The organism is Natronobiforma cellulositropha (assembly GCF_025629245.1).
GTDB lineage: Archaea > Halobacteriota > Halobacteria > Halobacteriales > Natrialbaceae > Natronobiforma > Natronobiforma cellulositropha.
This window is the reverse complement of record NZ_JANZXN010000015.1, coordinates 330,326-349,845: the sequence shown is the minus strand read 5'-3', so window position 1 is coordinate 349,845 and position 19,520 is coordinate 330,326. Positions and strand designations below refer to the sequence as shown.

At 66.2% G+C, this 19,520-nt stretch carries 20 protein-coding genes; 10 read left to right on the top strand and 10 right to left on the bottom strand.

Annotation, left to right across the window (positions count from 1 at the left end; translation table 11 throughout):
* Nucleotides 1-5: 5 nt before the first annotated feature.
* Entirely contained in the window at nucleotides 6-1,241 is a 1,236-nt protein-coding gene (locus N0B15_RS07465; RefSeq protein WP_263019026.1) for an ATP-binding protein, read from the bottom strand.
* A 104-nt stretch (nucleotides 1,242-1,345) separates the two neighbouring features.
* Between N0B15_RS07465 and N0B15_RS07460 the strand changes: the two genes are divergently transcribed.
* Nucleotides 1,346-1,813 (top strand): hypothetical protein, encoded by a 468-nt coding sequence (locus N0B15_RS07460; protein WP_263019024.1) that lies wholly within the window; start codon nucleotides 1,346-1,348, stop codon nucleotides 1,811-1,813.
* On the opposite strand, the gene N0B15_RS07455 is transcribed toward N0B15_RS07460, so the two are convergent.
* From N0B15_RS07455 to N0B15_RS07440, 4 genes are all read right to left on the bottom strand, one after another.
* Nucleotides 1,803-2,384, bottom strand: coding sequence for a DUF7110 family protein (locus tag N0B15_RS07455; protein ID WP_263019022.1), 582 nt, complete (start codon nucleotides 2,382-2,384; stop codon nucleotides 1,803-1,805). The genes N0B15_RS07460 and N0B15_RS07455 overlap by 11 nt on opposite strands.
* Before the next feature lie 118 nt (nucleotides 2,385-2,502).
* Nucleotides 2,503-2,844: a glutaredoxin family protein gene (locus N0B15_RS07450; protein WP_263019021.1), complete on the bottom strand. Its 342-nt coding sequence runs from the start codon at nucleotides 2,842-2,844 to the stop codon at nucleotides 2,503-2,505.
* A 65-nt stretch (nucleotides 2,845-2,909) separates the two neighbouring features.
* Nucleotides 2,910-3,545 (bottom strand): transcriptional regulator GfcR, encoded by a 636-nt coding sequence (gfcR, locus tag N0B15_RS07445; protein WP_263019020.1) that lies wholly within the window; start codon nucleotides 3,543-3,545, stop codon nucleotides 2,910-2,912.
* Nucleotides 3,542-4,615, bottom strand: a complete 1,074-nt coding sequence (locus N0B15_RS07440; RefSeq protein WP_263019019.1) for a glucose 1-dehydrogenase — start codon at nucleotides 4,613-4,615, stop codon at nucleotides 3,542-3,544. The genes gfcR and N0B15_RS07440 overlap by 4 nt, the downstream gene beginning before the upstream one ends.
* Before the next feature lie 119 nt (nucleotides 4,616-4,734).
* On the opposite strand from N0B15_RS07440, the gene N0B15_RS07435 reads away from it, so the two are divergent.
* From N0B15_RS07435 to N0B15_RS07425, 3 genes are all read left to right on the top strand, one after another.
* Nucleotides 4,735-5,988: an HAD family hydrolase gene (locus N0B15_RS07435; RefSeq protein WP_263019018.1), complete on the top strand. Its 1,254-nt coding sequence runs from the start codon at nucleotides 4,735-4,737 to the stop codon at nucleotides 5,986-5,988.
* Nucleotides 5,989-6,156: 168 nt separating this feature from the next.
* Nucleotides 6,157-6,822, top strand: coding sequence for a helix-turn-helix domain-containing protein (locus tag N0B15_RS07430; protein ID WP_263019017.1), 666 nt, complete (start codon nucleotides 6,157-6,159; stop codon nucleotides 6,820-6,822).
* Nucleotides 6,823-6,886: 64 nt separating this feature from the next.
* Nucleotides 6,887-8,068 (top strand): acyl-CoA dehydrogenase family protein, encoded by a 1,182-nt coding sequence (locus N0B15_RS07425; RefSeq protein WP_263019016.1) that lies wholly within the window; start codon nucleotides 6,887-6,889, stop codon nucleotides 8,066-8,068.
* Nucleotides 8,069-8,078: 10 nt separating this feature from the next.
* On the opposite strand, the gene N0B15_RS07420 is transcribed toward N0B15_RS07425, so the two are convergent.
* Complete coding sequence (locus N0B15_RS07420; protein WP_263019014.1) at nucleotides 8,079-8,543, bottom strand: hypothetical protein; 465 nt, start codon at nucleotides 8,541-8,543, stop codon at nucleotides 8,079-8,081.
* A gap of 84 nt (nucleotides 8,544-8,627) precedes the next feature.
* Between N0B15_RS07420 and N0B15_RS07415 the strand changes: the two genes are divergently transcribed.
* Complete coding sequence (locus N0B15_RS07415) at nucleotides 8,628-9,173, top strand: HAD family hydrolase (RefSeq protein WP_263019013.1); 546 nt, start codon at nucleotides 8,628-8,630, stop codon at nucleotides 9,171-9,173.
* Nucleotides 9,174-9,207: 34 nt separating this feature from the next.
* Here N0B15_RS07415 and N0B15_RS07410 read toward each other — a convergent pair whose 3' ends face one another.
* From N0B15_RS07410 to N0B15_RS07400, 3 genes are all read right to left on the bottom strand, one after another.
* Nucleotides 9,208-9,462: a DUF5822 domain-containing protein gene (locus N0B15_RS07410; protein ID WP_263019011.1), complete on the bottom strand. Its 255-nt coding sequence runs from the start codon at nucleotides 9,460-9,462 to the stop codon at nucleotides 9,208-9,210.
* A 95-nt stretch (nucleotides 9,463-9,557) separates the two neighbouring features.
* Nucleotides 9,558-11,990 (bottom strand): type II CAAX endopeptidase family protein, encoded by a 2,433-nt coding sequence (locus N0B15_RS07405; protein ID WP_263019010.1) that lies wholly within the window; start codon nucleotides 11,988-11,990, stop codon nucleotides 9,558-9,560.
* Complete coding sequence (locus N0B15_RS07400) at nucleotides 11,987-12,766, bottom strand: ABC transporter ATP-binding protein (protein ID WP_263019009.1); 780 nt, start codon at nucleotides 12,764-12,766, stop codon at nucleotides 11,987-11,989. Before N0B15_RS07400 ends, N0B15_RS07405 begins: the two co-directional genes overlap by 4 nt.
* A gap of 182 nt (nucleotides 12,767-12,948) precedes the next feature.
* Here N0B15_RS07400 and panB point away from each other — a divergent pair, with 182 nt between their 5' ends.
* From panB to N0B15_RS07385, 3 genes are all read left to right on the top strand, one after another.
* A complete protein-coding gene (panB, locus tag N0B15_RS07395) occupies nucleotides 12,949-13,761 on the top strand; it encodes a 3-methyl-2-oxobutanoate hydroxymethyltransferase (RefSeq protein WP_263019008.1) in 813 nt (270 codons plus the stop codon).
* Nucleotides 13,762-14,089: 328 nt separating this feature from the next.
* On the top strand, nucleotides 14,090-14,965 hold the full coding sequence (locus N0B15_RS07390; protein ID WP_263019006.1) for a hypothetical protein: 876 nt from the start codon (nucleotides 14,090-14,092) through the stop codon (nucleotides 14,963-14,965).
* A gap of 128 nt (nucleotides 14,966-15,093) precedes the next feature.
* Nucleotides 15,094-15,762, top strand: a complete 669-nt coding sequence (locus N0B15_RS07385; protein ID WP_263019005.1) for a CPBP family intramembrane glutamic endopeptidase — start codon at nucleotides 15,094-15,096, stop codon at nucleotides 15,760-15,762.
* A gap of 141 nt (nucleotides 15,763-15,903) precedes the next feature.
* On the opposite strand, the gene N0B15_RS07380 is transcribed toward N0B15_RS07385, so the two are convergent.
* Entirely contained in the window at nucleotides 15,904-16,689 is a 786-nt protein-coding gene (locus tag N0B15_RS07380; RefSeq protein ID WP_263019004.1) for an alpha/beta fold hydrolase, read from the bottom strand.
* 295 nt (nucleotides 16,690-16,984) lie between these two features.
* On the opposite strand from N0B15_RS07380, the gene N0B15_RS07375 reads away from it, so the two are divergent.
* Nucleotides 16,985-17,233, top strand: coding sequence for a DUF7127 family protein (locus N0B15_RS07375; protein ID WP_263019003.1), 249 nt, complete (start codon nucleotides 16,985-16,987; stop codon nucleotides 17,231-17,233).
* Nucleotides 17,230-19,485 (top strand): CDC48 family AAA ATPase, encoded by a 2,256-nt coding sequence (locus tag N0B15_RS07370; protein ID WP_263019002.1) that lies wholly within the window; start codon nucleotides 17,230-17,232, stop codon nucleotides 19,483-19,485. Before N0B15_RS07375 ends, N0B15_RS07370 begins: the two co-directional genes overlap by 4 nt.
* Nucleotides 19,486-19,520: the final 35 nt, after the last annotated feature.

Sequence of the window (19,520 nt, the reverse complement as noted above, 5' to 3'; positions counted from 1 at the left end):
CTCCGTCAGACCACCGAGAACAGCACGAAGAGCGCGAGCGCGTACGCACCGAGGACGATCGACAGCGCGAGCACGCGGTAGAGTACCCGCTCGAGACGACTCGCCCGCCGCGCTCGGGGCCGGCCGACCACCAGGTCGTCGAGACGGACGACCGCCCGCGCGAGCGCACGCTCGAGTCGTCGAAGCGCCCGGCCGTGGACGGCGGCCAGCGAATCGTAGAGGTAGACGACCATCGCGGCGACCTCCCAGAGAGGATCACCCGCACTCGGTGGCGTCTCGTGGCGTGTGCGCCCCTCGTTCGAAGCGTCACCAGCGCTCTCCGACACCTCGTCGTCCGAACCCGCGTCGGCCGCCGGTTCCGGTGTGGACTCGTCGGCCGCCGATTCGTCCGAGAAGGACGCCTCCTCGACGCGCTCGAGTGCCGTCTCCCGCGAGTCGGCGTAGAGGTCCTCGAGCGAGGGTGTCGACCCGCCGTCTTCGGTGCGCTTGCGCCGGAACTGGACGCGTTCGACCGACTCGTCCCAGTCGGTGAGCACGAGCGCTTCGCCGTCGGCGAGCGACTGGACGGTGTCTTCGGCGTCGCCGCCGAGGATGCGCCCGACGACCGCCGTATCGTTCTCCCAGGTCAGGCGGTGCCAGACGAACCAGTCACACTGGGTGACGTAGTCCTTATCGACCGCCGCCGGCCGCTGGGAGAGACAGCAGATGCCGAGACCACGTTTCCGGCCACGCTTGGCCACGCGGACGAGCAGCCGCTTCAACTCGGCGTTCGCGCCGCCGCTCTGGGGGAGGAACTCGTGGGCCTCCTCGAGAAAGAGCAGGTAGGGCAGGCGGTACTCGCCTTCGGCGGCGAACAGCGCGCGCACGACCGCGTAGAGGGCGTCTTCGGCCGACTCGGTCTCGAGGTACGTCGAGAGGTCGAGTACCATCGGAATCCGCTCCTCGAGCGCGCGCGAGACGAGGCGGTCGACGTCGCTCGACTCGAGGTCCACGTCACACTCCTCGCCACAGCCGACGGTGAGCAGGTCGTACTCGGCGCTCAGGCCGCGGTACTCGCCGTCGGTGTCGACGATCAGCATCCCGAGACCGCGCTCGAGCAGTTCCTCGGCGACGACACTCGCGGTGTTCGACTTGCCACTACCCGACTTGCCGGTGACGAACCCGCGGCCCGTGAGCACGTCCTCGACGGGGAGCGTGAAGCCATCCGCCGAGACCGCCAAGCGCTCGATCGATTCGGCCATCCGTTGGCGGGCGTTCGCAGGCAGTCTATAAATGCTTCCTGTCCGACCGAGGACCGGTCCGGAAGCCTCAACGTTTTTGCCCTCGCGGGTCCGCTTCTGCGCACATGGACTGGGCACGAGTTACAGCGCGCGTACCGGTGCGAGTCGTCGGGGCCGTCGTCGGCGTCACGGTCGTCCTGACCGCGGCGATGGTCGGCGTCGTCGCCCTCATCTCGAGTGAGACGAGCGCCATCAGTGGACGGCTCCCCTACTACGCGCTAGTGGCCGCCGTCGCGTTCGTCGCGACGCTCTGGCGACTCGACGACGACAGCGTCGACGGGATGACCGTCCTGATCGCGAGCGGCGGCATCGCCCTCGCGAGCGGCGTGCTGGTCGCGCTGGCCGTCGAGGGAGCCATCTTCGGCGTCACGAACCCCGAGCAGGTCGTCGCGACCCAGCTGGTGGTCTACTTCGTCGCCGCTGGACTCGTCTGTACCGGTCTCGGCATGTGGAGCCTCCGCCACTGGCGGGAGTTTACCGGCGACTCACGACCCTCGAGAGAAGAGAGGAGCGACGATTTACTCAGTCGCTGATGAACTTGTTGTCCCGCCAGTTGACGCCCGCCTTGCTGGCCTTCCGGTCGCGCGGGCCTTCGACGACCTCGACGTCGGCCGGGCGCGCCTCGCCGTCGACGATCCGGGTCGCCTCGAGTTCGCCGCCGCGTTCGGAGATGGCCGTCAGCGTCCCTTTCTCGGCCTGGTGAGCGATGTCACAGAGGACGAGAAACATCTCGTACTGGAGCAGCGAGTTCTGGAGGACGGTCTCGCGGTCGCCTTTGAACGCGGCGAACTCGACGAGTTCGGACTCGATCTCTTCTTCTTCCTCCTCGTCCCAGCGGAAGGAGTTGCGACGCTCGTCGGGATCCTCCTCGTAGACGCGGACCTCGGTGACGCTGGCTTTCAGCTGAGCCGTCGGCGTGTACTTACTGACCGTCTCGTCTTCGGCGACGGCTTTCAGGATCAGGGTGTTGTTTCGTCGAGTGATCTCCACGTCGGTGACGCCCTCCGGGAAGGTGGCGTCGTCGATGTGGTCACGAAGGTCCTCGAGTGGCAGTTCGAGCGTCGAGTGGAGCCGATAAACGTGTCTGGAGTCCTCTGTTGACATGGTGGGGAGGTGTGAAGCGATAGTCTCTCGTTCGGAATACGAGCGCGAGGCATATATGGCCTGCTGTTACATTCCGAAGTGAACCGTTTGTACCTTTTGGCTCGCGTGCGCGCGAGGGTCACGCCTCGAGCGTCGCCGCGAGTTCGCCGCGCTCTTCGAGTTCGGCGAGCACGTCGGAGCCGCCGACGAACTCGCCGTCGACGAACGTCTGGGGGATGGTCTCCCAGCCGCTGTGTTCCGAGAGCGCCGTACGGAACTCCGCGAGCGACTCGAGCGTGTCGACGGTCTCGAACTCCTCGCGGTAGGTGCCGATCAACTCGAGGGCGCGCTGGGAGTAGCCACACTGGGGCATGAGTTCGGTTCCTTTCATGAAGAGGACGACGTCGTTCTCGGTGATCGCACGCTCGACGCGCTCGTCGACGTCTTCCTGTGGAAGGCTCCGGTTTGGCTGGAACGTCATAGGGGTGAGTAGGGACCTCCGTCGGATAGCTGTTACGTCGTCGGTCTCGAGAGACGTCCGGTGGTTTACTCCTCCTGGCCGACACTGATGACCTGCAACAGCGAGTAGACGGGGACGCCGTCGAGTTCGTCGACGCCCTGTTTGTCGGCGAGGACGATGCAGGCGAGCGGGTCGCCACCCTCCGAGCGGATCGCGTCGATGGTCTCTCGCATGGTGGTCCCACTGGTGACCGTGTCGTCGACGATGTAGCACTCGCGGTCGCGGATGGTCGCGAAGTTCCGCGAGAACGTCCCGCCGAGGTCGGCGATATCGCCTTCCTCCCACTGGTGTTTCGCGGGCGTGTACGTCGCCAGATCGGTGCCGAGTTCGTGGGCGATGAGCGTCGCGATCGGTGCACCGGCCTTCTCGATCCCGACCGTCAGATCGACGTCCTCGCCGTGTTTCGAGAGCATGTCGGCCATCGCTTCGGCGATGGCGCTCATGCGCTTGCTGTCGCGGCCGATGGCGCTCCAGTCGACGTGGATGTCCTGTGGGCCGCCCGTCGAGGGGCGACTCGTCGCCTGCGCCCGGGTGCCGCTGCGCTCGACGAGCCAGCTGGCAGTCTCCCGGGAGACGTTGAGTTCGTCTGCGATCTCTCCTTTGGCGAGACCCCGTTCTGCGAGTTCGGACGCGCTCTCGATCAGGTCGTCGACGTTTTTCATATACGGCTGAATTCGATCGCCGTTTTTATAGTCGTATCGTCGTCTTCGAACGCTGCCTCGAAATCTGCGAGTCCGTAGACGCCGGTGACGAGGTCGTCGACGAACCAGTCGGGAAGCTGTGCGAGGGTGTCGACGGCCGACTCGAAGTGGCCGCGGTGGGAGTTGACGCTGCCGACGAGCGCCTTGTTGTGGAGAACGAACTCGTTGTGGAGGCGGCCGCCGTCGATCTCGAACTCCCAGGAGCCGGGCACGCCGAGGAGCGCCCCCACGCCGTTGGGTGCGAGCGCTTCGATGGTCTCGAAGGCGTGAGGAGCGACGCCGGTCGCCTCGTAGATGAAGTCCATTCCCTCGTAGGTCTCTGGAATTTCCGGAATCGGTGTCTTGCGCGAGTCGATATAGGTCGCGCCGAGTTCGTCCATGATGTCGACCGTCGGGTCGGGACGGTCCCGCCGTCCCAGACAGTAGGTGCGCTCGAAGCCGAGCGTGAGTTCACACATCGCGAGCGTGAGCAGGCCGAGGCTGCCGTTGCCGAGGACGAGCGCCGACTCGGGTGTCCACTCGAAGGCCGACCGCGAGGCGTAGGCGTGCTCGAGCGCCTTCTCGGTGATGCTGATCGGCTCGACGAGGAAGCCGAGCGAGGCGAGGTCTTCGGGGATCGGAACCAGGTACTCGGCGGGACTGGTGAAGTACTCGGCCATGAAGCCGTGTGCGCCGACGATGCCGCGCTCTGCGTACGCCCCCTCGGGAGCCATGTCCGGTTCGCCGCGCTCGAAGTACTCGTTCGTCGCTGCCCCCTCGGGGAGTCGTCGAACCGTCGGGACGACGATGGCACCCTCCTCGAGGTCGGTGCCGTTGGCGTCCTCGACGACGCCGACGGCCTCGTGGCCGAGGACGAGGTGGTCGTCGCCCGGCGGGGTACCGCCGTGTGCGCCGCCGATCACTTCGTGGTCCGTCCCGTCGACGCCGACGCGGAGGGTCCTGACGAGCGCCTCGCCGGCCGCAGGCTCCGGGATTGGTTTCTCGAGGATAACGGGTTCGCCCGCGCCGGGTTCGACTGCAACAGTCTTCATTACGAGCGGGTAGGGGGGTTCGACAAAAATAGGTATTCATTTTCGAGTAACAATGTCCGCAAAACCGCGTCGTAGCGGCGTTGAACAACAGTTATCGTCCTCCCTGCGTGTGGACGGGCATGGAGCGATACGATCTCGTCTACCGGCTCTACGACGAGTTCGACACGGCGACGCTACGGGAGTACCAGGAGTTCGTCGACCTCTTCCCGGCGATCGATTCGAGGGTCGTCCTCGAGCACTGGCGGGAAGCGAGCGACGAACTCGAGCGACGCAAGGGCGAGATCCGCGACGCGTTTGCCACCGGCGAGACCTTCGCCGAGGTCGCCGCCCACGCCACGCGCGAACAGGCGTTCACCGCGCTCGACCTCGAGGCGAAGTACGAGCGTGCGGTCGACGTCCTCGTCCTCGACGTCGACGAGACGCTACGCTCTGCGGGCGGGACGGACAACGAGATTCCGCGTGACACCCTCCACATGCTGACGGAGTTTCACGAACTCGGGGTGCCGATCGTCATCTGTACGGGCCAAACCCTCGAGAACGTCAAGGGGTTCGCGATCCAGGGTCTCGGCAGTGAGATCGTCCACTCGGGATCGGTCTCGATCGTCTACGAGGCGGGGACCGGCGTCTTCACACCGGGCCACGGCGGCGACACCAAACGGCTGCTCTACGAGGCGCTCGACGAGGAGATTCGCACCGTCTTCGACGACGTCCGCTCGAGCGTGCTGCCGAACGCACCTGAACGCCTCCGGCGTGGCTGTCACCTCCAGGGTAACGAGTTCAACGTGACGCTCAAGCCGAACTACGAGACCGGCTCGAGCGAAGCGCGCGAGATCGTCGACGACGCGCTGTGTTACTTACTCGAGGTGCTCGCCGACGCGGTCACGGGGGCGACCGACGTCGAACCGGAGGACGACGGCGAACCAGCCGACTGGACGCGCGCAGTCTACGCCGAGGCGGACCCCGAAATCGGGACCGTCCTCGAGCGTTCCGGTGTCTCGCCCGACCTGACCGCCGAAGACGTTCCCGAGGCGGTCCGTGACGTCCTCGAGCGGATCGACGTGGGCTACTACGAGGCCGACGCCGCAGAGATCACCAGTCTCGAGCTGAACAAGGTTACAGGCGTCGAACACGCCTTCGAGGTGCTCGGCTGTGACGACCCGTTCTCGCTCGTCATGGGTGACTCGAAGAGCGACCTCCGGGTGATGGAGTGGGTGAGCGACGCCGAGGCGGGCATCGTCGCCGCGCCCGAACACGCCTCGCGGGCGACGCTCGATCACGTGATCCGTACCGACGAACTCGTCTTCGGCCGCGGACGGAGCGTCGACGTCCTCCGCATCGTCTACGCGTTGAACCAGTTCGCACGGCTCCGGTGATAACGGGCAGGAACACTCAAGCCCGCCGGTCAACCGCCCGAGAACGCTAGGTCTCTGTCGAGGTCGTTCTCTCATCATGAGTCCACGCACAGAGACGGCGAGACGGTGTCAGCGCACGACGAGCACGGGTGGAACACGGACGGGCAGGACGGCCAGGGGTGAGAACCGATGACGACCGTCGCCGAGGTCACCCTCCCGATCGGTGACGTCGCCCTCGCCGGGACCTTCGAGGCGCTCCCCGACCTCGAGGTACGCGTCAAGAGCGTGGTCGCGGACGGGCCGCTGCAGACGATGCCGCTCGTCTGGATGTGCGGGGCGACGCGCGAGGAGCTCGACGCGGCGCTCGCGAGCGACCACAGCGTCGACCGGGCGACCTGTTTACTCGAGGACCCGGAGGCGGGCGAGTGGCTCTACCGACTCGAGTACACCGAGAGCGTCGGCGAGCGCTGCCGGTGTATCTACGACCACGACGGAACGATTCTCGACGCTGGCTGTTCGAGCGACCGCTGGACGTTTCGCCTCCTCTTTCCCGACCGCGACCTGCTGTCGGGGACGGTCGAGGCGCTCGAGTCGGCCGGCGCGCGCGTCGACGTGCGACGGCTGGTCGAGGCCGGACGCGACGGCGACCTGACGGAGACCGCGATGCTCACCGAACCCCAGGAGGAGGCGATCAGCGAGGCGTACCGGCGCGGCTACTACGACGTTCCCCGGGGCGTCTCACTCGAGGAACTGGCGGACGAACTCGACATCTCACACCAGGCGCTCTCGGAGCGCCTCCGGCGAGCGAACAAGGTGCTCGCGGGCGAGCGGGTCACCGAAACCGCGACGGGGTGAGCAGCGACCGAGAACGGCTCGTTCCCGGGTGACACTTTTGCCGGCTCCGACCGCAGGAAGTGGTATGGACGTCTCGGACGAACAGAAGGCAGTGCGAGAACTCGTTCGCGAGTTCGCCCGCGAGGAGATTCGCCCGGTCGCTGCCGAGGCAGACGCACGCGGACAGTTTCCGGAAGCGGTCTGGGACGGTATGGCGGACCTCGGACTCACCGGGTTGACCGTCCCCGAGACCTACGGCGGCTTCGAGACCGACCCGTTGACCGCCGCGCTCGTCTACGAGGAGGTCGCCGCGGGGTCGCTCGCGGTCGCGACGGCGCTCTCGGTCCACTGTCTCGCCACGTCGGCCATCGCGGCCTTCGGGAGCGACTCCCAGTGCGAGCGCCTGCTCCCGGAGATGGCCGCGGGCCGACCGGTCGGCGCGTTCGCCCTCTCGGAACCACACGCCGGATCGAACCCCGCCGAACTCTCGACGCAAGCCCGGCCGCTCGAGACGGCCGACGGGACCGTCGAGGGCTACGTACTCGACGGCGAGAAGCAGTGGATTACCAACGGCGAGCGCGCGGGCGTGATCGTCCTCTTCGCGAAGACCGACCGTACCGACCCGGAGACGATCACGCAGTTTCTCGTCCCGGCCGACGCCGACGGACTCACCGTCGGCGAACCCGAGGACAAACTCGGTCTGCGGGCGAGTGACACGACCGCCCTCAGCTTCGACGGCGTCGAGATTCCGGCCGAGAACCGCCTGACGCCCGTCGGTGAGGGGCTCTCAGCCGCCTTCCACATCCTCACCGACGGCCGCCTCGGCATCGCTGCCCAGTCGGTCGGCCTCGCCAGACACGCACTCGAGGAGACACTCAGCTATACCCAGGAACGTACCCAGTTCGGCAAGCCACTCGCCGAGATACAGACCGTCGGACACCGACTCGCGGAGATGGCGACCCGCGTCGAGACCGCCCGCCAGCTAACTCACCGCGCCGCGCGGGTCCGCGCGCGCGGCGACTCCGGTGACCACCGCGAGAGCGCGACGCTCGCGAGCATGGCGAAGTACACCGCGAGTGAGGCGGCGATGGCCGTGACCAACGACGCCGTCCAGCTTCACGGCGGCTACGGCTACGTCTCGGAGTTCGACGTCGAGCGTCTCTACCGCGACGCGAAGGTGACCGAGATCTACGAGGGGACGACCGAGATTCAGAAGACGATCATCGCCAAGCAGCTCCTCGAGGGAGGCGTCTCGCTCGAGCCGTAGGGAGGTGCCCTCAGCGCTCGTCCAGCTGCTCGAATCGGAGGACGGTAAACGCGTCCACTCGAGCGTCCGCCGGCGCTCCGAACAGCCAGCGGAGCAGCGGCTGCGCGTCGAAGTGAGCCTCGAGCAGGCGCTCGCGCTCGTCACCCCTGACGACCGTCCCGACGCCGGGTCGGGGCCGCCCGCGCGTCCAGAGTGTACAGCGTCTGCCGTCACGGAAGTTCGTCCACCATCTCGTCTCCTCGGTGGGTGTGACGGCGACGAACGCACCGTCGAGTCGGGTGGAGAGGACGGGAATCGAGTACCGGACGCCCGAGCGTCGCCCGTCGTAGGAGACGAGCAGGAGCCACCTGCTCGCGGGCCAGTGCAGTCGCGAACGCAGCACGCGCCGCAGGAGCGGGTTCGCCACGCGTCGCTCGAGTGCCTTCCAGGCGGTCACGAGACGGCCAGCGTTCACACGCGCGTCGCTCGTCGACATATCGCTCGAGACGCCCGGATAGGAGAAGTAGGTGGTGGTCGGCCGACCGACATCGCTTTCGACCCGCCCGGCGTAGGGCGAGCCGTGAGAGACGCTTCCTACGATGCAGTCGTCTACGACCTCGACGGCACGCTCGTCCACCTCGACGTCGACTGGGGTGCGGTCGCGAGTGACGTCCTCGGGGTGTACGAGTCGGCGGCCGTCGACGTACCGAGTCGAGACCTCTGGGACCTCCTGCTCGCCGCGCCCGAGTACGGTCTCGCCGACCCGGTCGAGGCGGCCATCGCCGCCCACGAGCGCGACGGCGCGCGCACAGCCACCCGTCTCGCCACCGCCGACGACGTGGCGACGCAGTCGGTGCCCGTCGGTGTCTGCTCGCTCAACTGCGAGGCGGCCTGCCGGATCGCCCTCGAGAGTCACGGACTGCTCACCGCCGTCGAGACGGTCGTCGGCAGGGACACCGTCGAGACGCAGAAACCCGACCCCGAACCGCTACTCGCGGCCGTCGACGGACTGGAAGCGACGCCGGAACGGGCCCTCTTCGTCGGCGACACGCGCAGAGATAAGCTGACCGCAGACCGGGCGGGGACGGCGTTCGCGTACGTCGACGGCGGTCCCAGAACCTACTGACTCTCGAGTATGCGCGTTCTCGAGGCGCGCAAATTCACTGGTCCTCGAGCGGGTCGTCGGTGAGCGTGTACTTCGCGTAGGCGAACACCGAGAGCGCCGTCAGGATCCAGACCACCGCGCCGACGCGAATCGCGAACTCGGCGCGAGCGCCCCAGGTCGGGAGGTCTGCGTTGACCGAGAGGAGGGCGACGATCGGCGCGCCGACGACGATGGTGAGAACGAACGTCGTCTGCATCACCCAGCCGTAGTCGACGCCCTCGGGATCGGTCGTTTCGACGGGTTCCGGCACAGGCGAGAGGTCTCGAGGCGAGGGGCTTAAATTCGCCGTTCCGTCCGATCGTGGTGGTGCCACCGGAGAGAGGTCGTGGGAGGGGCGGTAGCGCGCTAGAGCAGCGCGTACAACAGGCCGAGCGAGACGACGTTGTAGACGCCGTGACACAGTGTCGGAACGACGAGGTTCTCCGTCCGGCTGTAGACCCACCCCCAGATGGCTGCGAGGACGGCCAGCGGAGTGAGCGTGACTGCGACGGCGACGGGGTCGGCGCTGGCGTAGACCGGGAGGTGGACGAGCGCGAAGACGACCGCGGTGACGGCGATCGCCCACCCAGTAGGAATCGTCCGTGCGAGCCGGTTCTGGATCACGTTGCGGAAGAGAAACTCCTCGACGGGAGCGTTGACCAGGAGGACGAGGACGAACAGGGCGAGCACGAACGCGGGACCACCGGCGAGGACCTCCTCGACGATCGCGTGTTCGACGACCGGAGCGTCCAGAACCGAGACGGCCGCGACGACCGCCCCGTACACCGCGACTGACGACACCACGCCGCCGACGAGGTATCGGCCATCTCGAGCGGTGGGAAGCCTGATATCGAGGGCGTCTCTGCCGTAGCCAGCCGCGAGGACGAACGCGACGCCGGCCACCGCCCAGCCGACGAACCCCGCGACGAACGCGACGAGGAACGCACCCGAACCGGAGACTGGCGCCAAGAGGACCACGCCTTCCGTGACAGTGACCGAGAGTACGAGACCGAGGAGGGCGAGACCGACGGCCAGTTCGAGCGCGTAGATCGGGTCCGGTCGGCGAGGACGGCCGTAGTCGGCGAGCGCGCTCACCGCGAACCGGTACCCGCTGTCGGCTGCGACCACCGTCGCGAGGGCGACGACGGCGAGACCGCCCAGGCGCACCGATGGGGTCGCGTCCACGACCAGGAGCGTGCTACCGCCGGCAGCGAGGACGACCGTCACCGCACCGTGGGCGAGCATCGCGAGTTTCTCGGGTGGCCGGGCGTCGATCCGCTCGAGGACGCGGCCGGGCTCCGTCTTCGGGAGCAGTGAGCCGACGCCGACGGCCATAGCGGCGCTCGCCGGCGTCAGGAGTGTGAGGAAGCCGCCGACGAGCAGCGCGTCGGTCGGCGACAGTGTGTACACCGCCAACAGCGCCGTGCCGACGAGGACGAACGGGAGCGCGATCACCGTCCCCGCGAGCACGCGAGCGCGGACGAACGACGCCGGTGAGAGCTCGGCCAGCACGAGTTGCTCGAGCATCGCTCCCTCGTCACCGAGCGGGTTCAGGCCGACGGTCCCACCGGCGAGCCAGATTCCGAGACAGACGAGCGCCCCGCCCACGACACTCACGAACGGGAGCGCCGGATCGGCGAGACCCATGACGACGAGCATCCCCACCGCGGCGGCGTAGTACAGCAGGTGTGCCAGTCGTTGTGGCGTGCGGACCGACCGACGGACGGTCCGGTCGGCAACGTAGCCCACCGGATACTCGAGCCAGGGCCACTCGCGGCCGTCGGTGGGCGGTGTCTGCGAGACCGTGGCGTCGGTGTCATCGGCTGGTGCTGGCGACTCTGCGTACCACAGCCGTGGTGTGAGCGCGACGAGAAGCCAGAGGGAAACCGGGACCGTCGCGACGACGAGAACGCCGCTGGCCAGCGCGAGCAGCGGCGGGGTGTCGACGAGTGGTGTGCCGACGAAGAACAGATCGGCGTAGTACGCCAGCGGAATCGGTGGCGGACCGTCCGGCGTGATCGCTGCGAACGACGCCTGATCGCCGAAGCTGACGTTTGCCCCGGTCCGGCCGACGAGCACACCGCCGGCCGCCGAGAGCACGACGACACCGACGCCGCCGAGACCGCCTGCGAGCGACCGGAGCGTACTCGAGAGACCCGCCCGTCGCAGGGCCAGGCGGGCACCCAGGCCGAGGAGGTAGCCCGCGAGCATCGAGGCGACCGCGAGCGAGAGGGCGGCGATGGTCGCGGCGACGACGACGGTCGGTGAGCCAGCGCCGATGGCGAACACCGCTACCAGCAGGGCTGTCGGGCCGATGAACCCCCACATCGACTGGCGGAAGTCCGCAACGAGCAGTCCGAGAACGAGCGTCCGTTCCGAGACGGTGGTGAGCAGTAACTCGCGGGCCTCGAAGCCGACCAGTCGTTTCGTCGCCTCCGTCGCACCGACGAACACGTACATCGCGACCGCCGCTGGCAGGTACCACCGGGCCAGCTCGAGCAGGCCGTCGGCCTCGCCCGCGCCGACCCGCTGGCCGATACCGTAGGCACCCCAGAGCAACAGCGCGAATACCGGGAGCATCGCCGCGAACAGCACGTACACGAGGGCCTTCTTCCGCCGCGTCGAGGTGTGTCGGTAGTCGAACTGCGCCCGTTCTGCGTGTGAGATCGCACGGATCGCCGCGATCGGCGATGGCCCGCCGCGAGCGGCCGGCGCGGTGTCGACGCTCGAGACCGACTGTGCGGACCCACTCGTCGTCGCCGTGTCCCCGCCGGCGGGGACCGGTTCTTCGTCGGTCACTCTCCCTCACCAGGGGTGAGACGCTCGCCCGGTGTCTTCGTCGCAAGGCGTGAGTCGTCGTCCGTGACGGTCAGAAACACCTGCTCGAGCGTCGACTCGTCTGCGTCGGTCACCCGGCGTGTGAGTTCGGCGGGTGATCCCTCGGCGACGAGTGAGCCCTGGTGGAGGACGCCCACCGTGTCGGCCAGTTCCTCGACGACCGGCAGGATGTGCGTCGAGAGGAAGACGGTCGTGCCGTCGTCTGTGAGTTGCGCGATCAGGTCGACCACGTCGCGGGCGGCACGTGGGTCCAGGCCGTTGGTCGGTTCGTCCAGAAAGAGCACCGCCGGGTCGTGGAGAATCGCCTGCACGAGACCAACTTTCTGGCGCATCCCCTGCGAGTAGGTGTCGATCCGTCGGTCAGCACTGTCTCCCAACCCGACACGCTCGAGCAGGCGCTCGGCACGCTCGGCCGCCCACCCCTCCTCGAGCCCTCGAATCGTCGCGACGTACTCGAGTTGCTCGCGGGCGGAGAACGCGTCGTAGACCGGCGGTTCGTCGGGCAGGTAGCCGATGTGGGGTTTCACCGCGTCACGGTCGGTGGTGGCGTGACCAGCGACTGTCGCCCCTCCAGCGGTCGGCTCGACCAGTGTCGTGAGCATCCCGATGGTCGTCGTCTTGCCGGCGCCGTTCGGGCCGAGAAACCCGTAGATGGTTCCGCCGTCCACTCGCAGATCGAGTCTATCGACTGCAGTCACGTCTCCGTAGCGCTTCGTGAGACCATCGGCGACAATCATGTCAACACACAATTGTTAGAGCGGGTGAAAAAAGCTTGTGTTCGAGCCCCGGCTCCGTGGCGCGCTCGGAGTACGTTTCGAAAGAGACCACCCGAGAAGACGCACAGGCGCGTACGGATCGGCGACAACCGCACTCGAGTGGAGACCAGTGACGTTTACCCGCTCGCCTCGAATAGGGTGGTATGGTCACGGTGAGGGATCTCCAGGAGCAGGCGGGTGAGACGCCGATCACGATGCTGACCGCGTACGACGCCTCGACGGCGCGGATCGTCGACGAGGCAGGTATCGACGTGATCCTCGTCGGTGACAGCGTCGGCAACACCGCGCTCGGCTACGAGACGACGCTGCCGGTCACCGTCGACGAGATGGCGAGCCACGTCGGAGCCGTCGCCAGAGCCGTCGATGAGGCGATGGTCGTCGCCGACATGCCGTTTCTCTCCTACGGCGTCGACGAGGCAGAGAGCGTCCGAAACGCCGGGCGGATGCTCAAAGACGAGGGCGCACACGCGGTCAAACTCGAGAGCGGTCCCCACACCGTCGCGCTCACCCGGAAGCTGGTCCAGCTGGGGATTCCGGTGCTGGCACACCTCGGTCTCACCCCCCAGCACGTCAACCGACTCGGCGGCTATCCACGCCAGGGGACGACCCAGGAGGCGGCAGAGACCATCCTCGAGCTGGCTCGCGAGCACGAGGACGCGGGTGCGTTCGCGCTCGTCTTAGAGCACGTCCCCTCGAACCTCGCAGCCGAGGTGACCGACGCACTCGAGATTCCGACGATCGGGATCGGTGCCGGACCCGACTGCGATGGACAGGTGCTCGTGTTCAACGACGCCGTCGGGCTGACCGAGTGGAGTCCCTCGTTCTCGAAGCAGTTCGGTGACGTACGCGGAGAGATGACGAGCGCGGTCGACGCCTACGTCTCGGCGGTCGAGAGCGGTGCGTTCCCGGCCGACGAGCACAGCCACGAGCAGGCCGACCTGGACGAACTCTACTGATCTCCCGGACCGCCCTCTTCCAGCCGCCTCGAGCGCCCGCGCTCACGTCACAGCGAAAGTAGCCACTGCAAGTCAGTGCACACCTGATCGCCGGACGAGTCGGCGATCAGTGTGTGAATCGTTGCAGTTGTTACGATACTCGCGCCGAGCGCGGAGGCTGGCACGTCGCGCGCGAACGCCTCGGGTCGCACGAGAGGCTCGAGTTCACGGACATCGCTCGAGCGGTGGAATGAATGTGAACAGTCCCGTGTACCCGCAGTGTGGCGAATTTCTATTGGCCATCACCATGGACCGACAGCGTTTTTTCGTGCACCCACTGTCATTTTGTATGAGACGAAGAGAATTTGCGACGCTGAGCATTGCGACAGTGAGTGCGGGACTGGCTGGCTGTCTCGGTTCGGGTGATGAGCAGGACCGTCCCGAAGCGGACGAGAGTCAGCCGATCTGGCTCGACGAAGACGGACACATCGACGTAGCAGACGTCGACTGGGGCGTCGAGGAGGCGGATCCTGAAGATCCCACCAACTTTCGATTCTGGCTGAACAGTGAACAACTCGAGCCGGAGATGAACCTCCGGTTCGACTACACCCACGGGTACGAGCCCGACCTGTTCGAAACGGTTCCCGAGTTCGTCGAGGTCACCGAAGAGAGCGTCGAGGGGACACTCGTACAGCACGCGAACGTGATTCACCTCGGGTCGTTCGACGCCGAAGACATCCTCGATAGCCTGGCCGACGATGCCGACTACGAGGAGACCGGTGAGCGCGGTGCGTTCACGATCGTCGACGAGAGGATCGCGATCGGTCAGCACGCCATTATTCTCGGTGACAGTGCAGATGGACTCGAGATTCCCCTCGAAGTCTACGAAGGAGATCGAGACCCGCTCGAGATTGCCGATCCCGCTTTCGCGCGTGTCTTCGAGGAACTCCCCGAGGATCACAGTATTTCGGGCCAGTACGGGCTCCCACCCGGCGTCGACCTCGACGTCGACGGGCAGTACGTCTTGGGGCTGTCGAACGACCCTGACGACCTGCCCGATGGTCCCGACGACCGTATCGAAACCAACTGGGTGTTTCTCTTCCCTGATGAGTCCGATCTGACAGAAGAGGCGCTTTCAGAACTCAAGACGATCGCACACTCCGTCAGTCACGCCGAAATCGACGGACGGGTCGCACGGGTCGAAGGGGAGTGGGGCCTCGTCTGAGACGACTCTGGTCATCGAATCGTCGTGTCGGTAGGGTCGGCTGGCCGTCGTACACTGGCGTACGTCCTGATTTGTCCGAGTGACTCTCGAGGAAGACATAGATACGTACAAATCAGTGGTGGCAGACGATGAAAAATATCGAATCCGGACGAGAATCTACGAGTCCAGCGTGCTGGAAAATCGTTCTTCTTGGCCTCGTAATCGCATATATTCCGAGTTACATTTCACGAGTCCTTCGGCTGGCTGGACTCGAAGTTGGGCCGCAGGGGCCGCCATCCGTTATTCTCTGGAACTGGGTCGCTGTCGTACTCCTGCTGACCTACATCTTCCGGGTCGAGGGTCGCGGACTCGGCTCAATTCGTCTCTCCCGACCGAATCGAAAGGATGTACTGTGGGCGGTCGTCTTCGGACTAACCGGTATCGTCGTGCAGATGGGTACGACCACCGTTCTGAACCCATCACCTGAGGGGACGGAAACGATAGTTGCCCTCTCACTTCCCATCATCGTCGCACTGATCCTGACGACGGCGACTACCGAAGAGATTCTCTTTCGAGGCTACGTAATCGAGCGGTTGGAGGAACTCACCGGCCGATTGTGGCTGGCGGTTGGGTTTAGCTTCGTCGTCTTCCTGATTCCGCACGTCACGTTTTTTGGGCCGCTGTGGCTCGTTACTAACGGCGCAAACGTCGTGCTCCTCTACGTCCTCTACGTCTGGCGTCGGAACCTCGTCGCGTGTATGATCATGCACTTACTCGGCAATTCGTTGCTACTCGTACCTGCACTGGGTCTTGCTTGATGAATCTATAGCACTCACCTCCTGAACGACACTCCTCAGCAGGCGCTCTATCGGTCTTCGTTGGACCATCACAGTTTGTGGTTTTCTAGAGACCTGGAAACTCGAGTGTAAGAAACGACGGCCCCGTCTCGGTGATCGCCGTCACAACCCTCGGTCGGCGAGAAAGCCACTGACCGCCTCGGTGAACGCCTCGGGTCGCTCGAGCATCGTCAGGTGTGCACACCCCTCGAGTGTGACCCAGTCGGCGTCGGGAATCTCCTCGGCGAGGTACTCGTGGTACCACGGCGGGGTCAGCTGGTCGTGCTCCCCACAGACCGCGAGCGTTGGCACGTCGACCGCTCCGAGCTGGTCCCGAACGTCGAAGCGGTGGCAGGTCAGGAAGTCCCGAGAGGTGACGGCCTGTCCCGTCTCGTACATCGCCTGCATCGAGCGCTCGCGGAGGTCGTCGTCGGCGTCGTGGAAGAGACAGTCCGGGCGGTGGAGGAACTCGACGGCGCGCTCGAAGTCAGTGCGGAGCCACTCGAGGAGGTCCTCGAGCACGCCCATGCGCGCACCCGTGCCCGCGAGGACGACGGCCTCCGGGGTGAAGGCGCGCTCGAGCAGGGTGTGGAGGACGACCGCGCCGCCGAGTGAGCTCCCGACGAGCGTGCGAGCGTCGGTCGCCTCGGCGACGGCGATGACGTCGTCGGCGTACGCCGAGAGCGCCGTGTAGCCGGGGTCGGCGTCGACGTCGCTCGAGTCGCCGTGGCCGCTGAGGTCGAGCGAGACGACCGGCCGGTCGCGCTCGAGGCGGTGCTGGGCCCGCCAGAGGTCGCGCGTCGCGCTGCTGCCGTGGACGTAGAGGACGGTCTCGCCCGGGCGGTCGCGGCCGGTCCCACGGTAGGCCGTCGTTCGTCCGTGATGTGAGATGGTCTCGGTCTGTCCCATGGTGACACCTACGGGCGTCGCCGGTATAACGTTCGGATGTGGTCGGCAGCCGGGCGGGGTCGTCGCGAACCCGCTCGAGTGTGTACTCCTCGTCGCTACTGGACCCTCGAGACCGACCACGGTCGCACCCGGATCCTCGCGCCGGCCGGTACACGCGTCGACGATATCACTCCCTGAAAGCGTACGATCAGGTGTGGACCGCAATCCTACCGATAAACTGCCACCGTCGTCACGTGCTGCGATTAGCCAGCGAAACATTTATATACTTGTGTGGCTTACCTCGGGTTAGTTGAACATGACTCTCGAGAAACTCACCCGAGATAGCGGACACCTGGTCCGTCAGTACACCTACGGAGACGAGCGCGTACTGGCGATCGACTTCGGTGCCAGCGGCCAGGAGGCATCGGTCGACGTCGCGGACGGAACCGTCATCGTCGTCCTCGAGGACGACCAGTACGAGTTCGACCTCCCCGACGAGACCGACGAGGCGCACACGTTTATGAAAAACGGCGTACTGAGTATCGAACTGGAGGCTCAGCGATGAAACTTACCGTCAAACCCTTAAAACAGAAGGATGCGGGTCGCGGACTGGCCGCGATCGACCGCGCGTCGATGCGTGAACTCGAGTTAGAGAACGGCGATTACATTCTCATCGACGGCGGTGGTGAGGGGCGAGCGGTCGCGCGCGTCTGGCCCGGCTACCCCGAAGACGAGGGCCGCGGCGTGATTCGCATCGACGGTCGCCTGCGCCAGGAGGCCGGTGTCGGCATCGACGACCGGGTGACGGTCGACGCGGCGGACGTCAACCCCGCGTCGTCGGTCACGGTGGCGCTCCCACAGAACCTCCGCATCCGCGGTGACATCGGCCCGCTCGTCCGCGACAAGCTGAGCGGACAGGCCGTCACCGCGGGGCAGACGGTCCCGTTCTCGCTCTCGTTCGGCCCGATGGCGAGTTCCGGCCAGTCGGTGCCGCTGAAGGTCGCCGAGACGGCCCCCAGCGGAACCGTCGTCATCACCGACTCGACGACGATCGAGATCTCGGAGACGCCAGCGGAGCAGATCTCGACCGGCAGTCCAGGGAGCGACAGCGTTCCCAACATCACCTACGAGGACATCGGCGGTCTCGACGGCGAACTCGACCAGGTTCGCGAGATGATCGAACTGCCGATGCGCCACCCGGAGCTGTTCCAACAGCTCGGCATCGAGCCGCCGAAGGGTGTCCTGCTGCACGGCCCACCGGGCACCGGGAAGACCCTGATGGCGAAGGCGGTCGCCAACGAGATCGACGCCCACTTCGAGACCATCTCCGGCCCGGAGATCATGTCGAAGTACTACGGCGAATCGGAAGAGCAACTGCGTGAGGTGTTCGAGGAAGCCGAAGAGAACGCCCCCGCGATCGTCTTCATCGACGAAATCGACTCCATCGCGGCCAAACGTGAAGAGGCCGGTGGCGACGTCGAACGCCGCGTCGTCGCGCAGCTACTGAGCCTGATGGACGGACTCGAGGAACGCGGCCGCGTCACCGTCATCGCCGCGACCAACCGCGTCGACGCGATCGATCCCGCACTCCGCCGTGGCGGCCGCTTCGACCGCGAGATCGAAATCGGCGTCCCCGACAAGGGAGGCCGCAAGGAGATCATGCAGGTCCACACCCGTGGCATGCCGCTATCGGACTCGGTCGACTTAGAGCAGTACGCCGAGAATACCCACGGCTTCGTCGGTGCAGACCTCGCCTCGCTCGCCCGGGAGGCCGCGATGAACGCCCTCCGACGCATCCGCCCCGAACTCGACCTGGAGTCGGACGAGATCGACGCCGACGTCCTCGAGTCACTGCGCGTCACCGAGCGCGACTTCAAAGAGGCGCTGAAGGGCATCCAGCCCTCGGCGCTGCGCGAGGTGTTCGTCGAGGTTCCCGACGTCACCTGGAACAACGTCGGCGGCCTGGGCGACACCAAAGAGCGCCTCCGAGAGACGATCCAGTGGCCACTCGAGTACCCCGAGGTGTTCGAGGCGATGGACATGCAGGCCGCCAAGGGCGTCATCATGTACGGCCCACCGGGCACCGGGAAGACCCTGCTCGCGAAAGCCGTCGCCAACGAGGCCCAGTCGAACTTCATCTCGATCAAGGGTCCCGAACTGCTCAACAAGTTCGTCGGCGAGTCAGAACGCGGCGTCCGCGAGGTCTTCGAGAAGGCACGGTCGAACGCGCCGACCGTGATCTTCTTCGACGAGATCGACTCGATCGCGACCGAACGCGGCCAGCGAACCGGTGATTCCGGCGTTGGCGAGCGCGTCGTCTCGCAGCTGCTGACCGAACTCGATGGTCTCGAGGAACTCGAGGACGTCGTCGTGATCGCCACGACGAACCGGCCGGACCTGATCGATCCCGCGTTGCTCCGTCCGGGGCGACTCGACCGCCACGTCCACGTGCCCGTCCCCGACGAGGACGCCCGCCGGGCGATCTTCGAGGTCCACACCCGCAACAAGCCGCTGGCCGACGCGGTCGACCTCGAGTGGCTCGCCGCCGAGACCGACGGCTACGTCGGTGCCGACATCGAAGCCGTCTGCCGCGAGGCCTCGATGGCCGCGAGCCGGGAGTTCATCCAGACGGTCGACCCGGAGGACATCCCCGATACGGTCGGCAACGTCCGCATCGGCGCCGACCACTTCGAGCACGCACTCGAGGAAGTCCCACCGAGTGTGACCCCGAAGACTCGCGAGCGCTACGACGAGATCGAAGAGCAGTTCCAGCAGGCCGAACCGAAAGAGCGCGAAGTCGGCCGCACCTTCCAGTGAGGCGGTCGGGCGAGAATACCCTCGCTGGAACCGAC

Coding starts and splice junctions, on each gene's coding strand:
- N0B15_RS07430 (WP_263019017.1), top strand. CDS start 6,157: ATGACGACCGTCGCCGAGGTCACCCTCCCGATCGGTGACGTCGCCCTC.
- N0B15_RS07425 (WP_263019016.1), top strand. CDS start 6,887: ATGGACGTCTCGGACGAACAGAAGGCAGTGCGAGAACTCGTTCGCGAG.
- N0B15_RS07455 (WP_263019022.1), bottom strand. CDS start 2,384: ATGTCAACAGAGGACTCCAGACACGTTTATCGGCTCCACTCGACGCTC.
- N0B15_RS07390 (WP_263019006.1), top strand. CDS start 14,090: ATGAGACGAAGAGAATTTGCGACGCTGAGCATTGCGACAGTGAGTGCG.
- N0B15_RS07460 (WP_263019024.1), top strand. CDS start 1,346: ATGGACTGGGCACGAGTTACAGCGCGCGTACCGGTGCGAGTCGTCGGG.
- panB (WP_263019008.1), top strand. CDS start 12,949: ATGGTCACGGTGAGGGATCTCCAGGAGCAGGCGGGTGAGACGCCGATC.
- gfcR (WP_263019020.1), bottom strand. CDS start 3,545: ATGAAAAACGTCGACGACCTGATCGAGAGCGCGTCCGAACTCGCAGAA.
- N0B15_RS07380 (WP_263019004.1), bottom strand. CDS start 16,689: ATGGGACAGACCGAGACCATCTCACATCACGGACGAACGACGGCCTAC.
- N0B15_RS07375 (WP_263019003.1), top strand. CDS start 16,985: ATGACTCTCGAGAAACTCACCCGAGATAGCGGACACCTGGTCCGTCAG.
- N0B15_RS07400 (WP_263019009.1), bottom strand. CDS start 12,766: ATGATTGTCGCCGATGGTCTCACGAAGCGCTACGGAGACGTGACTGCA.
- N0B15_RS07385 (WP_263019005.1), top strand. CDS start 15,094: ATGAAAAATATCGAATCCGGACGAGAATCTACGAGTCCAGCGTGCTGG.
- N0B15_RS07435 (WP_263019018.1), top strand. CDS start 4,735: ATGGAGCGATACGATCTCGTCTACCGGCTCTACGACGAGTTCGACACG.
- N0B15_RS07440 (WP_263019019.1), bottom strand. CDS start 4,615: ATGAAGACTGTTGCAGTCGAACCCGGCGCGGGCGAACCCGTTATCCTC.
- N0B15_RS07450 (WP_263019021.1), bottom strand. CDS start 2,844: ATGACGTTCCAGCCAAACCGGAGCCTTCCACAGGAAGACGTCGACGAG.
- N0B15_RS07465 (WP_263019026.1), bottom strand. CDS start 1,241: ATGGCCGAATCGATCGAGCGCTTGGCGGTCTCGGCGGATGGCTTCACG.
- N0B15_RS07370 (WP_263019002.1), top strand. CDS start 17,230: ATGAAACTTACCGTCAAACCCTTAAAACAGAAGGATGCGGGTCGCGGA.
- N0B15_RS07420 (WP_263019014.1), bottom strand. CDS start 8,543: ATGTCGACGAGCGACGCGCGTGTGAACGCTGGCCGTCTCGTGACCGCC.